Here is a 12,963-nt window from a genome sequence, read left to right as displayed (position 1 = left end):
GCGAACGGAACATGAAACCTTCTTTACGGAAAACCAACGAACGATGCAGGGCAGTGGTGTGCGTCCTGCAACCTGTTCGTCATGGTGGTATGCCGGAGAGAATCAGAAGCGCTCACCGGGCCACCTGAATTTGAGCTGGTCCATGCAGTCACGATCATGTTCGGAGAATGAGAACCCGATCTGGATGCCGTTCAGTACCGTGCCGAACACCGTCGACTCGTCCAGACTATGCCCTGACGGGACGGAAAGGACGTTGAAGTCGGGGTAGCGACGACCCATCTGCTTTCGCGAGATGCAGGCGCCGCCCAGCGACAGCGTAATGCCTTTGATGATTCGCCCCGACGCATCGCTGTAGATCTGGCCAGAAGGCGCCCTGATCCTCCCAGCGACCACGAATGGCGCCAGATCGATGGTGGCGCTGTCGCCCCGGCCCCTTCCTGCTTCCGAACGCGAGCCGGCCGGAGCCAGTGGTGACAGCTGCGCGACAAGGTCAGAGCGTGCCAGCTGCAAGGACCAGCGCTCCACGAGCCGCCAGGTTGCGTCCGCCTCTTCTGCAGTGGCAGCGGGTGGGGTTGCCGCCAGTGGCGTGGTGGCGACCGCAAGAAGCGCAATCAGCATTGCACGCATGCCAACCTCCTTGATCCGCGATTCCGGCCGTTCGTCCATTGGGCGCGGCAAGCGCTGGCAGGTATAGCACCGGTTCTGCCGATGCATCGGGAAGTGCGTCTCAGAAATGCAGAAACAAAAAGGGGCCGGATCCCCCTCGCGAACGAAGGTTCACCGGCCCCGCGCACTCCGTGGGGGAGGCGGTCCACGCGCTGCGTGGAGACGGGCTCAACCCATGTACAGGCCACCGTTGACCGGATAGTCGGCGCCGGTCACGTACGAGGCTTCATCCGAGGCCAGCCACGCGCACAGGCCGGCTACTTCCTCCGGGCGACCGAGGCGGCGCACGGGCACCGAGGCGGCCAGCCGGTCCAGCACATCCGGCGGGAAGCTGCTGATCGCCTGGCTGGCGATATAACCCGGCGACAACGTGTTGACGGTCACCCCGCGCGAGGCCACTTCCGCGGCCAGCGCACGGCTGAAACCATGCATCGCGGCCTTGGCGGTGGCGTAGTTCACCTGGCCGATCTGGCCCTTGTGGGCGCTGACCGAACCGATGTTGATGATGCGGCCCCAGCCCCGCGTGGCCATACCGTCGACCACCTGCTTGGTGAGGTTGAACAGCGCATTGAGGTTGGAGGCGATCACCGCGTTCCAGTCCTCCACCGTCATCTGCCGGAACAGCAGGTCGCGACTGCCACCGGAGTTGTTGACCAGCACGTCCACTTCACCGACTTCGGCGCGGACCTTGGCAAACGCCGCGCTGGTCGAGGCCCAGTCGGTCGCGTTGCCTTCGGAGGCGATGAAGTCGAAGCCCTGTTCGCGCTGCTCGCGCAGCCAGTTGGCCTTGCGCGGCGAGTTCGGCGCGCAACCGGCGACCACGGTGTGGCCGCTGCGGGCCAGGCTCTGGCAGATGGCAGTACCGACACTGCCCATGCCGCTGGTGACGTAAGCGATTCGAAGCGTCATTGCAGAAGGCTCCTTGGTAAGAGGTCAGGCAGCGAGCGGGTACAGGCCGAACAACAGGCTGCCGATCATCAGCAGCATCGAGATGGCGATGGCCCACTTCAGGGTGAACTTCTGGTGGTCGGCGAACTCGACCTTGGCCAGGCCCACCAGCAGGTAGGTGGAAGGCACCAGCGGGCTGAGTAGGTGCACCGGCTGCCCGGCCAGCGAGGCACGCGCCATTTCCACCGGGGTGATGCCGTAGTTGCCGGCGGCCTCGGACAGGATCGGCAGCACGCCGAAGTAGAACGCGTCGTTGGACATGAAGAAGGTGAACGGCATCGACGCTACTGCGGTGATCACCGCCAGGTACGGGCCCCACGATTCCGGGATCACCGCCAGGAAGCTGTGCGACATCGCTTCGACCATGCCGGTGTTGTTGAGGATGCCGGTGAAGATGCCTGCGGCGAAGATCAGCGACACCACCGACAGCACGTTGCCGGCGTGGTTGACCACGCGGCGGCGCTGCTCGGCCAGGTTCGGGTAGTTGATCACCAGGGCGATGGCGAAGCCGACCATGAACAGCACCGGCATCGGCAGCACGCCGATGATCAGCGCGGTCATCAGCGCCACGGTCAGGGCCAGGTTGACCCACAGCAGCTTCGGACGCTTGATGTCCTCGGCGTCTTCCACGGTCGGCAGCGGGTTGCTGTCGTCGGACACGCTGTTGTCCATCCAGCTGCCGCCCTTGGGCAGGGTCACCACGCCGAGGCGACGGCGTTCCTTCAGGCCCAGGTACCAGGCCAGCAGCAGCACGCCAGCACAGGCGATCACCATCGACGGGATCAGCGGCACGAACACATCGGCCGGGTCCACGTGCAGCGCGGTGGCCGCGCGGGCGGTCGGGCCGCCCCACGGGGTCAGGTTCATCACGCCGCCGGCGAGGATGGTCACGCAGGTCATGTTCAGCGCGTTCATGCCCAGCCGCTGGTACAACGGCAGCATCGCCGAGACGGTGATCATGTAGGTGGTCGAGCCATCACCGTCCAGCGAGATCAGCATCGCCAGCACCGCGGTGCCGAGCACGATCTTCATCGGATCGCCCTTCACGAAGCGCAGGATCACCCGCACCAGTGGATCGAACAGGCCGGCGTCGATCATCACCCCGAAGTAGAGGATGGCGAACATCAGCATCACACCGGTCGGCGCGATCTTCTTGATGCCCTCCAGCATCATCTCGTCGATGTTGGCGCCGAAGCCGCCGATCAGCGCGAACAGGATGGGGATGGTGATCAGGGCGACGAGCGGCGACAGGCGTTTGCTCATGATCAAGTACATGAACGTAATGACCATGCCAAAGCCGAGGATGCTCAGCATCATCTGCGGACTCCTTGCGAAAACAGGACGTGGGGGAGTGGAAGGGGCCCGGGCGGCATGCCCGGAATATCAGGTCTAGAAGTCGTACTGCAGGCGGCCGGTGACCGCACGCGTGCGGTCCACCGTGATCCCGGCGAGGCGGTCGCGGTTGCGGCTTTCGATCACGTTGAGCATGAAGCGCAGGTTGTCGCGCAGGTACCAGTTGCCACCCAGCGTCCACGCTTCGGTGCTGCCGCGGCGCAGGTCGGCTGCACCGTCGAGGTGCTGTGCGCCCCACATCTGGTCGTAGCGCAGTGCCACTTCGAAGGCACCGGCCTTGTGGCGGATGTCCTTCACCCGCGCGAAGCGGCCGGTCTTGCGGTCGTAGGCGCGGCTTTCGCCGGTGACGAACCAGCTGAGCATGCCGTAGGCGGCCATCACGTCACCGCGCTGCGCGCCGTCATCGAAGGTGGCACCACTGAACTCGCCCTGCCACGACAGCGGGCCGCGCACCTGCGCGTATTCCAGCGACCACTTGTTGACGTCGGTATCGCGGCCAGCGGAGAAGTCGACCAGGGTCAGGCGGCTCTCGTCGGACAGGTGGCCGGCCGGGCGCGGGCGGATCTTCAGGCCCGGGACGCCGTTGGCGCCCGGGTTGTCATAGGCCTCACGGGCCAGCGACAGGCCCAGGTGCAGCACGTCGCCATCGCTGGGCGAGGGCGCCCAGGTGACGCGGCCACCGGCGGCACGGCCCTTCACCTGCCAGGCGTCGATGCTTTCCAGGCTGTAGATGCTGGCCGCCCAGGTGAAGTCGCCGGGGTTGGCCTGCCACGATGCGCCCAGGCGATACAGCGGCGCCAGCGTGGTGCCGGCGTTGCCGCGCTCCAGGAAGCTGCCGTAGTTGGAGCTGGTGCGGTCATCCAGCGAGAAGTACTGCTTGAACTGGCCCACGGTGAGCTTGCCGGCCTTGCCGAAGCTGCGTGCCAGGTACACGTCCTTGGCCTCGACGCGGTCGCCGGAGAAATCGGCTTCCAGCTTGTAGTCGACCACGAAGAACTTGCCGGACACATCGACCCAGGCACGGCGGATCTCGGTGTCATCCTTGTTCGGCGTACCGCGGTTGTCGTTGTCGAAGGTGGCGAAGTCCAGGTGCAGGCGGCCGCCCAGGCTGGCGGTGACCGGACGGTCGTCTTCGGCGGCAAAGGCCGGCGCCGACAGGGCAGCCAAAGCCATCATGGCGGCAGGACGCCGCCAGGCAAACGTGAATTCCACAAACCCTCCCAGGTGCACGCCAGGCGCGCGGCAATCGTGGGCACCGGACGGTGCGCGGCCGCAGTCTGGGTCGGGCAAGCTGTCATCGTCCTGTCAACGGTTTGTGCGGTGCAGCGTAAAAGACCGCCGGGCACGGCCCGGCGCTACCCATGCGGTGTATCCCGGTAGCGCCGGTCCATGACCGGCGGGCGGCCCCGGCGTCATGCGGTAGCATTCGTTTCCCCTCCCACCCCCGTGCCCATGCGCCTGTTGCTGGTCGAAGACAATCCGGATCTGGCCGATGCCATCATCCGCCGCATGCGCCGCAGTGGGCACGCCGTGGACTGGCAGGCCGATGGCCTGGCGGCCGCCAGCGTGCTGCGCTACCAGAGCTTCGACCTGGTGGTTCTGGATATCGGCCTGCCCAAGCTCGATGGCCTGCGCGTGCTGGCCGGCATGCGCGAGCGCGGCGACAGCACACCGGTGCTGATGCTGACCGCGCGCGACGGCATCGAAGACCGTGTGCAGGCGCTGGACGTCGGCGCCGACGATTACCTGGGCAAGCCGTTCGATTTCCGCGAGTTCGAAGCGCGCTGCCGCGTGCTGTTGCGGCGCGCGCGTGGCCAGGCCAGCGAACTGGTGCAGATCGGTGGCTTCCAGTTCGACAATGCCGCGCACCGGGTCAGCCTCGACGGCGAACCGATCGAACTGCCGAACCGCGAGTACCGGCTGCTGGAGATTCTGGTCGGCCGCCTCGGCCAGGTGGTCGGCAAGGATGAGATAGGCAATGGCCTGTTCGGCTTCGACGATGAAGCCGGCCCGAATGCCATCGAGCTGTATGTGGGGCGCCTGAGAAAGAAGCTGGCAGGTGCACCGCTGCGCATCACCACGGTGCGCGGCGTTGGCTACCTGCTGGAAGCCAGTGATGACAGCGCCGACGCCGATGGCTGACGCGCGTACCGCGAACGCCGCACCGGGCTCGCTGCGGCGCACGCTGCTGCTCTACCTCGGCGCGTTGCTTGCGGTGTTCGCGGTGGCTCTGCTGTTTGCCGCGCGCGGCTATGGCCAGCGCGCCGCCAACCGTTCCTACGATCACCTGTTGGTGTCCTCGGCGTTGTCCATTGCCGATTCGGTGGCCCTGGTCGATGGCCAATGGCAGGTCGATCTGCCCTATGCGGCGCTGGACCTGCTGGCGATGGCCCCGGAAGACCGCGTGTTCTATCGGGTCGCCGACAGCCGTGGCAACCTGATCACCGGCTATGGCGACCTGCCGGCGCCGCCGCGCCGGCCCGGCACGCAACCGCAGCTGTTTGATGCGGCGTACAGTGGCGAGACCGTGCGCTTCGTGGTGGTCGGCCGCAGTTTCGCCGCCGCCTCGGCGCAGGGCGAAGTACAGGTGCAGGTCGGCCAGACCCGGCGTGCGCGTGAAGCGGTCGCGCAGGACATGGTCAACCGCGCACTGCTGGCGATCGGTGTGCTGTCCGGCCTGCTGCTGGCGCTGGTGGCCTTTGGCGTGCATCGCGCATTCCGGCCATTGGTGCGGGTGGAACGCGAGCTGTCACGCCGCGAGCCCTCTGACCTGAAGCCGCTGGATGCCCGTGTACCGCGCGAGATGGACCAGATGGTGGCGGCGTTGAACCGCTTCATGGAACGGCTGTCCAGCAGCAACGAGACGCTGCGCGCGTTCATGGCCGAGGCCGCGCACCAGATGCGCACGCCGTTGGCGGCATTGCGTGCGCAGGCACAGCTGGCGCTGGATGACGACGATCCCGAAGACATGCGGCGCAGCCTGCAGGCGATCGAGCGCAACGCCACCCACATGAGCCGGTTGTTGAATCAGTTGCTCAGCGATGCCAGCGTGATCCATCGTTCGCATCTGCAGCGCTTTGCTGCAGTGGATCTGGCCGAGACCGTGCACCAGGCCCTGCATGAAGCGCTGCCGCAGGCCGGCCCGGCGCCGCGCGTGCAGCTGGCGATGACTGCCGAGCCGGTACAGGTGCATGGCGATGCGCTGCTGCTGCGCGAGGCGATCAAGAACCTGGTCGACAACGCGTTGAAGTACGGTGGTGATGGGCCGTTGCAGATCGCATTGACCGTGGAAGGCGGGCAGGCCGTGCTGACTATCGCCGACCACGGTGCCGGCATTGCCGCCGCCGATGCCGAACGCGTGTTCGAGCGCTTCGCCCGTGGCGAGGGCGCGCCGTCCGGCGGCGCCGGGCTGGGCCTGGCCATCGTCAAGCGTGTCGTCGACAGCCACGGTGGCCGCATCGACCTCAGCAATCGTCCTCAGGGCGGGCTGATCGCCACCATCCGCCTGCCCCGGAGCAGTCCATGATCCGCCTGTTCACTGCTGCCGTTGCCTTGCTGCTGGCCCTGCCGGTGCTGGCTGCGCCCGGCGATGTGCGCCGTTTTCCCGCACAGGCAAAGACCACGGCGCAGCTGCGCATCCACGGCACCACCGACATCGAAGTGTTCGCGGTGGTCATCGCCGACTACCAGCGGCTGCACCCGGGCACCGAAGTGATGTACGAGGACATCATCACCCAAGACCTGTACGCGCGGTACCTGCACGACCGCGGCGGACCGGCATCGCCGGACCTGCTGATCTCCAGTGGCATGGACCTGCAGACCAAGCTGGTCAACGATGGTCATGCACTGCCGCACCGCTCCGCTCAGACCGCCGCGCTGCCGGCCTGGGCGCAGTGGCGCAACGAGGCATTCGGCATCAGCTACGAGCCGGTGGTGATGGTCTACAACACCCGTGCACTGCCGTCGGCGAAGGTGCCGCACACGCGCCGGCAACTGCTGGACCGGTTGCGCGCCGAAGGCGCACCGCTGCGCGGCAGGGTCGGCACCTATGACATCGAACGCAGCAGCGTCGGCTACCTGCTGTCAACGCAGGATGCGCAGCGTGGCAGCATCGCCGGTGCGCTGCTGGGCGCGCTGGGCGACAACGACGTGGTGCGCGAGGAGCGCACCGGCGTGCTGCTGGACAAGGTGGCCAGCGGACAGCTGTCGCTGGTCTACAACGTGCTCGGCTCTTACGCGCAGGCGCGCATCGACGCGGGTGCTCCGCTGGCGATTGTGGAGCCCGAGGACTACACGCTGGTGGTACTGCGTACCGCGGTGATTCCACGCACCGGCCCACACCCGGAAGAAGCCCGGCGCTTCCTCGACTACCTGTTGTCGCCGCGTGGCCAGCAGGTGCTGTCACGCGAGGCACGGCTGATGCCGATCGTGACCGGCAACGCACGTGGCGACGATGCACCCGGCCGCAGCCGTCGTCCGATCCAGCTGGGCCCGGGCCTGCTGGTGTACCTGGATGCACTCAAGCGCCGCCAGTTCCTGGATGCCTGGCGCAGCAGCGTGGAGCCGGCAGGGCGCTGAGGCGACGGCCTGCCCGTACAATGGCGGCATGAGCGAATACACCATCCTGATCGCCGATGACCACCCGCTGCTGCGTTCGGCGGTGGTGCAGTCATTGCGGCAGAGCCTGCCGCTGGCGCAGGTGCGCGAGGTCGCCAGCGCCGAGGCATTGGCCGAAGCCCTCGACGCGCACCCGGACGTGGACCTGGTGCTGCTCGACCTGACCATGCCTGGCGCACACGGTTTTTCCGCGCTGCTGCACGTGCGTGGCTCGCATCCGGACATTCCGGTGGTGATCCTCTCGTCCAACGACCACCCCCGTGTGATCCGCCGCGCGCAGCAGTTCGGTGCTGCCGGTTTCATTCCGAAGTCGGCCCCGGCCGAGACCATTGGCGAGGCCGTGCAGGCGGTGCTCGATGGTGGACTGTGGTTCCCGGCGATGGCCGCCGAGCGCTCGGAGGCCGATGCGCTGCTGGCCAGCCGCCTGGCCCAGCTGACCCCGCAGCAGTTCCGCGTGTTGCTGTGCCTGGCCGATGGCCTGCTCAACAAGCAGATCGCCTATACGCTGGGATTGGCCGAGAACACGGTGAAGGTGCATGTCACCGCGATCCTGAAGAAGCTCGAATGCCATAGCCGCACGCAGGCGGCGGTGCTGGTGAAGGCGCTGGAGCCCGAGGGCGACGCCGGCATCGGGTTGTAGTTTCCAGCCAACGGCGCAGCCCCTCGTGGGTGGACACGTATAGCAGTTCATGTGTGAGGCCGGGCAGGTGGACTGCGCAGGGGCCGCTGCAAGTACGTCCATGTAAGCTCGGTCGCCGCTTGCTCGTGTGCGCTGTCCTGCGCACACGGCAAGACCCGGGTTGGGCGTCCTGCCCAACCCGCCCGAGGCATGCCTCGGGCCCATGCGGCTCACGCCCCTGCGCAGCCCATCTGCCCGGCCACGGACAGGTTCCGTGCGCGTCCACCCACGGAAGAGAAAAGAAGATCAAAAGCAAAGGCAGCCTGGCAGGCCGCCTTTTGTAGAGCCGAGCCCACGCTCGGCTGCTTTGCGGTCAGTCCGCGATGCCGAGCATGGGCTCGGCTCTACACGAGCAAGCGCAGCGCGCGACCGGCTTTTGTTCTTCTTTTTCTTCTCCGTGGGTGGCAGGCCACCGAAATCTGTCAGAGGTCGGTCGGGTTGGGTTCGCGGGGGTGTCAGCCGCATGGATGCGGCTGCCAAGCCTCCAGGGACGGATTCACGGCGTCCCCCGCGAACCCATCCCGACCGGCCCACCCACGGCTTCTGCTTTCCACGACAAACCAGGCACCGCCCACGAGGGGCTGCGCCGTTGGCTGGAAACTACCCGCGATGCCGGATCAACAACTGGCTCATCAACGCCCGCAGCGCCGGCGGCTTCACCGGCTTGGCCATCATTCCCCAGCCGCGCTCGGCGGCCATCTCACGCAATCCCGCATCGCGCTCGGCGGTGACCAGCACCACCGGTGGGCGGGCCTGCCACAACTCGGCCAGCGTCTCGTACAGCACCGGCCCGTGGTGATCGCCCATGCGCACATCCAGCAGCACCAGTTCCGGCACCGCGCCTGTTGCCGCCAGCTGCAGCGCCGCCTGCGGGCCGTCGGCCAGCGCCACCTCGCAGCCCCAGCGCTCCAGCAGCGCGCGGCTGGCGGCGCAGACGTGCGGGTCGTCGTCGATCACCCACACTCGGCACCCGCGCAGGGGATTTTCCGCAGCAGGCTCCTGCGCCAGCACCGGTGGTGGTGCCGTGGTGGGAATCGCGCTGGCCTCGCCGAACGGCACGCCTACGGCGAATACACTGCCCTGGCCCAGCTGCGAGCGCAGCCGGATCGGATGACCGAGCAGGCGGCCGATGCGGTCGACAATGGCCAGGCCGAGGCCGGCGCCGCGCTGCTGGCCGTCGTGCAGGCGGCGGAATTCCTCGAAGATCTCGCCCTGCAGCGCATCGGGAATGCCGGGGCCCTGGTCGTGAACTTCGATCCACAGCAGGCCTTCGCGGCGACGGCAGCCCAGAAGCACGCGACCGCGCTCGCTGTAGCGCAGCGCGTTGGACAGGAAATTCTGCAGGATGCGGCGCAGCAGCGCTTCATCGCTGACCACCACCGCATCGGTATCGACCCAGTCCACCACCAGGCCACGTGACTGCGCGGCGATGCCGAATTCGCGCGCCAGTGTCTGCAGCAGCGGGCCGAGCCGGAACGCCTGCACACGGGTCGGCAGGCTGCCCGATTCCAGCCGCGCGATATCCAGCAGACTGTTGAGGATCGCATCCTGCGCGGCCAATGCAGCGTCGATGTGATCGCTGGTCTGCTGCTGCGCCGGGTCGCTCAGCTTGCCGCGCAGCACCGAGACGAACATGCGTGCTGCGTTGAGTGGTTGCAGCAGGTCGTGCACGGCCGAGGCGACGAAGCGGGTCTTGTAGCGGTTGGCCTGTTCGGCCTCGCGGCGTGCTTCGTCCAGGTCGTGGGTACGTTCGGCGATGCGGTGTTCCAGTGCATCGGCCAGCGAGCGCAGTTCGCGTGCAGCATTCTTGTAGCTGGTGATGTCGGCGTAGCTGGTGACGAAACCGCCGTCGGGCAGCGGGTTGCCGCGGATTTCCAGAACCGTACCGTCGTCCTTCTCACTTTCGCGCATGTGCGGACGGCCGCTGCGCAGGTGGTTGAGGCGACGCTCGATGGCCTCGTCGACCGGGCCGGGACCGAGCAGGCCACGGCGTGCGTTGAAGCGGAACAGTTCCTCGATGGGCCGCCCCACGCGCACCAGGTCCAGCGGGAAACGGAACAGTTCCAGGTAGCGCGAATTCCATGCGACCAGACGCAGGTCCCGGTCGATCACCACCACGCCCTGCGGCAGGTGTTCAAGGCTGCGGCTGAGGCCGCTGTCGGCATCGGTGGCGGCCTGCAGCAGGCCATCCTGTGCGGTGCGCAGTTCCTGTGCATGCTGCTTGAGCAGGGTTTCCAGCTCGCGGCGGCTGCGCAGGCGATGCTTGGCCAGGCGCCGGCGCTGTTGTATGAACAGCACCAGGAAGCCCAGCGCCAGCCACGCAGCACCTCCGGTAAGCGCGGCCGCACGGCCGGCGGCGGTGGCGGCACTGGCATCGTGCAGCAGGTGCAGGTTCCAGTCTTCGGCCGGCAGCTCAAGGCTCTGCCACAGCATCGGCTGCGGCAATGCCGGGTCCAGCAGGCGCACCATGCGGCCGCCATCGGCCAGTACATCCTCGGTACGTGCGCGCAGTGGCTGCAGGGTGCGATCGGCGTACTGGCGGGCGTCCAGCATCTCGCGGCGCTCATCGGCGCCCAGCGGTCGCAGCAGGCGGTAGCGCCAGCTGTCACGGTTGGCCAGGAACACCACGTCGTGGTCGTCACTGGCCAGCACCACGTCCGGGCTGCTCAGCCACTCCTGCTCCAGTGCCGACAGCTCGACCTTGATCACCACCACGCCGAGCCGCTTGCCGTCTTCCTCGATGGCCTGCGACAGGTAGTAGCCGGGCACGCCGGTGGTCATGCCGATGCCGTAGAAGCGGCCGCGGCCCTGGGCCAGCGCCTGGCGGTAATAGGGACGATAGCTGTAGTTCTCACCGACGTTGGTGGTCGGCTGGTCCCAGTTGCTCGCCGCCACCGCCACGCCATCGTGGCCGACCAGGGTCAGGGTTGAGGCACGGGTGACTTCATTGGCGCGTTGCAGCTTGAGGTTCAGCCGCTGCCGTTCGGTGGGCGAGGGCGGTACGCGCAGCGCGTGCAGCAGATCCGGATCCAGTGCCAGTACCTGCGGCAAGGTGCCGAAGCGGTCGATGCGCTGCTGCAGGCCCTGGCCGTACAACTGCAGCTGGCGTTGTACCTGGCTGCTTTCCTCGCCGAGGGCGCGCCGCCAGGCGTAGTGGCCGGCGGCGACCGCACACAGCACGGTGCCGCCGACCATCACCGCGATGGTCAGCAACAGCATCCGGTGGCGGCTGAGCCAGTACATGGCGGCAGTCTACGCAGGGCCGGCGGGCGTGGCGTGCACGCCCGCCGGGATCTGACGTGGAAGGGGTCAGAAGTGCATCTGCGCGCGCAGTTCGAAGATCTCCGGCGTGCTGTGCACGCCGCGACGGCTGGCGTCGACCTTGACGTAGTTGGCCTGGAACTTGAAGTGGCTGGTCAGGTACCAGTTCGCACCCAGAGTGAGGTCGTGCTGGCGGCCGCCGAGGATGCTGCCATCGTCGAGGTCCATGCGGCTGTAACGGGCCACCAGTTCCACCGCGCCGTAGTCGTGCGCCGGCTTGATGTTGGCCACCGCACCGGCGTTGTACGGGCGCGATTCGCCGGTCAGCACCCAGCTGGCCATCGCGTACTGGCCGCTGCCGGTGTAGTCGGGCTTGCCGTCATGGCGGGTGACCGTGGCGCGCAGGGCTTCGGCCTGCACCGAGAACGGGCCGCGGATCCAGATGCCTTCCAGGCCGGTGCGGCGGATCTGGTCGGCGGTGACCAGCGCGCCGGAATCGACATAGCGGATGTCGGTCAGGCCGGCTTCCGGACGTGCGCGCAGGCGCGCGCTGGCCTCGTGGTGCACGTCGCGGCCATCGCTGTAACCGCGCGGATTTTCCTGCGAGTAGGCCAGGCCCAGGTGGATCACGTCACCCGGCGCCTTCACCGGGGTCCACACCGCACGCACGGCCTGGGTGGTGCCCGGGTTGTCACCCTGCAGGTCCTTGCCGCCATAGGCGCCGGCCTGCAGCAGGTACTGCGGGCGCTCCAGCACCCATTCCACGCCGGTGCGGCGGCCTGCGTAGAAGGCCTGCACGGGCAGCGCGGTTTCCAGGAAGCTGCCGGCGCGCGAGGATGTGTTCGCGTCCAGGCCGACCGGGGTCTTCATGTAGCCGAAGCGGAAGCGGCCGATGTCGCGGCCGAAGAAGGCCTTGCTTTCGAAGCGCACGAACACGTCCAGCCAGGTATCGGACTGGAAGTCGTAATAGACCATCGCGTCGTAGACGCCCTTCTTCTTCAGCGTCGCACCGAACTCCTTGCGGCGCACGGCGTCGTCGTCCTCAAGACCACTGCCCGAGGAGAAATCGTTGTAGTCGTAGGCGATGTTGGCGGTAGCGGCCAGCTCGGTGCCGTCGCCGAAGGCGTACTTGGTCGGCCAGTTGTCGAAATCGGCAGCCGAAGCGAAGGCGGGAAGCGCGGCCAGCGACAGGGCCAGCAAGGTGGGAATCGGGCGCATGTTGGGTGCGGCTCTCTCAGATTGCGTGTGGACAGGACAACAACGGCCGCAAGGGCCGGAACTTTCGCAATGACGCGCCCGGCCGTTCAGCTCGGGCCACCGGCCTCCCCGTGATCGGGCGGTGCGGCGCCAGTGTAGGCATCGCGGCCACCTGAACCGGGGGGCTAGTACCAATAGGTTATCTGCGCCAGCGTGCCCGGCGCGTACAAAGGCGTCCATTG

Annotated in this window: 10 protein-coding genes; 4 read left to right on the top strand and 6 right to left on the bottom strand. The window is 67.3% G+C overall.

Annotated features, from left to right (window positions below):
* Positions 1-102 precede the first annotated feature (102 nt).
* The 4 genes from AC5O77_RS14955 to AC5O77_RS14940 all read right to left on the bottom strand — a co-directional run bounded on the left by AC5O77_RS14955 (position 103) and on the right by AC5O77_RS14940 (position 4,143).
* Positions 103-627: a hypothetical protein gene (locus tag AC5O77_RS14955; protein WP_182266675.1), complete on the bottom strand. Its 525-nt coding sequence runs from the start codon at positions 625-627 to the stop codon at positions 103-105.
* Positions 628-834: 207 nt separating this feature from the next.
* Positions 835-1,575: an acetoacetyl-CoA reductase gene (gene phbB / locus AC5O77_RS14950; RefSeq protein WP_005419193.1), complete on the bottom strand. Its 741-nt coding sequence runs from the start codon at positions 1,573-1,575 to the stop codon at positions 835-837.
* A 24-nt stretch (positions 1,576-1,599) separates the two neighbouring features.
* The gene (locus AC5O77_RS14945) at positions 1,600-2,928 is read right to left on the bottom strand and encodes a CitMHS family transporter (RefSeq protein ID WP_197616774.1); all 1,329 of its coding nucleotides are present in this window, start codon (positions 2,926-2,928) and stop codon (positions 1,600-1,602) included.
* 75 nt (positions 2,929-3,003) lie between these two features.
* Complete coding sequence (locus AC5O77_RS14940) at positions 3,004-4,143, bottom strand: OprO/OprP family phosphate-selective porin (RefSeq protein ID WP_032130484.1); 1,140 nt, start codon at positions 4,141-4,143, stop codon at positions 3,004-3,006.
* A gap of 276 nt (positions 4,144-4,419) precedes the next feature.
* On the opposite strand from AC5O77_RS14940, the gene AC5O77_RS14935 reads away from it, so the two are divergent.
* From AC5O77_RS14935 to AC5O77_RS14920, 4 genes are read left to right on the top strand one after another with little or no spacing between them, the layout of a single operon-like run.
* The gene (locus AC5O77_RS14935; protein WP_478057784.1) at positions 4,420-5,109 is read left to right on the top strand and encodes a response regulator; all 690 of its coding nucleotides are present in this window, start codon (positions 4,420-4,422) and stop codon (positions 5,107-5,109) included.
* Complete coding sequence (locus tag AC5O77_RS14930; protein WP_032129112.1) at positions 5,102-6,493, top strand: sensor histidine kinase; 1,392 nt, start codon at positions 5,102-5,104, stop codon at positions 6,491-6,493. The genes AC5O77_RS14935 and AC5O77_RS14930 overlap by 8 nt, the downstream gene beginning before the upstream one ends.
* Positions 6,490-7,545, top strand: coding sequence for an ABC transporter substrate-binding protein (locus AC5O77_RS14925; RefSeq protein ID WP_494506935.1), 1,056 nt, complete (start codon positions 6,490-6,492; stop codon positions 7,543-7,545). The genes AC5O77_RS14930 and AC5O77_RS14925 overlap by 4 nt, the downstream gene beginning before the upstream one ends.
* A 28-nt stretch (positions 7,546-7,573) precedes the next feature.
* Entirely contained in the window at positions 7,574-8,224 is a 651-nt protein-coding gene (locus AC5O77_RS14920; protein ID WP_005414428.1) for a response regulator, read from the top strand.
* A 639-nt stretch (positions 8,225-8,863) separates the two neighbouring features.
* On the opposite strand, the gene AC5O77_RS14915 is transcribed toward AC5O77_RS14920, so the two are convergent.
* Complete coding sequence (locus tag AC5O77_RS14915; protein WP_494506934.1) at positions 8,864-11,506, bottom strand: hybrid sensor histidine kinase/response regulator; 2,643 nt, start codon at positions 11,504-11,506, stop codon at positions 8,864-8,866.
* A 66-nt stretch (positions 11,507-11,572) separates the two neighbouring features.
* Entirely contained in the window at positions 11,573-12,742 is a 1,170-nt protein-coding gene (locus AC5O77_RS14910) for an OprO/OprP family phosphate-selective porin (protein WP_071228137.1), read from the bottom strand.
* Positions 12,743-12,963: the final 221 nt, after the last annotated feature.

This window comes from Stenotrophomonas sp. INTA L402-1 (assembly GCF_059295135.1).
This window is presented reverse-complemented; position numbering and strand designations above follow the sequence as displayed.

What these genes read in the sequence shown, in the direction of transcription:
- AC5O77_RS14955 (WP_182266675.1), bottom strand. Translation starts at nt 627, where the DNA reads ATGCGTGCAATGCTGATTGCGCTTCTTGCGGTCGCCACCACGCCACTG.
- phbB (WP_005419193.1), bottom strand. Translation starts at nt 1,575, where the DNA reads ATGACGCTTCGAATCGCTTACGTCACCAGCGGCATGGGCAGTGTCGGT.
- AC5O77_RS14945 (WP_197616774.1), bottom strand. Translation starts at nt 2,928, where the DNA reads ATGCTGAGCATCCTCGGCTTTGGCATGGTCATTACGTTCATGTACTTG.
- AC5O77_RS14940 (WP_032130484.1), bottom strand. Translation starts at nt 4,143, where the DNA reads ATGATGGCTTTGGCTGCCCTGTCGGCGCCGGCCTTTGCCGCCGAAGAC.
- AC5O77_RS14935 (WP_478057784.1), top strand. Translation starts at nt 4,420, where the DNA reads ATGCGCCTGTTGCTGGTCGAAGACAATCCGGATCTGGCCGATGCCATC.
- AC5O77_RS14930 (WP_032129112.1), top strand. Translation starts at nt 5,102, where the DNA reads ATGGCTGACGCGCGTACCGCGAACGCCGCACCGGGCTCGCTGCGGCGC.
- AC5O77_RS14925 (WP_494506935.1), top strand. Translation starts at nt 6,490, where the DNA reads ATGATCCGCCTGTTCACTGCTGCCGTTGCCTTGCTGCTGGCCCTGCCG.
- AC5O77_RS14920 (WP_005414428.1), top strand. Translation starts at nt 7,574, where the DNA reads ATGAGCGAATACACCATCCTGATCGCCGATGACCACCCGCTGCTGCGT.
- AC5O77_RS14915 (WP_494506934.1), bottom strand. Translation starts at nt 11,506, where the DNA reads ATGTACTGGCTCAGCCGCCACCGGATGCTGTTGCTGACCATCGCGGTG.
- AC5O77_RS14910 (WP_071228137.1), bottom strand. Translation starts at nt 12,742, where the DNA reads ATGCGCCCGATTCCCACCTTGCTGGCCCTGTCGCTGGCCGCGCTTCCC.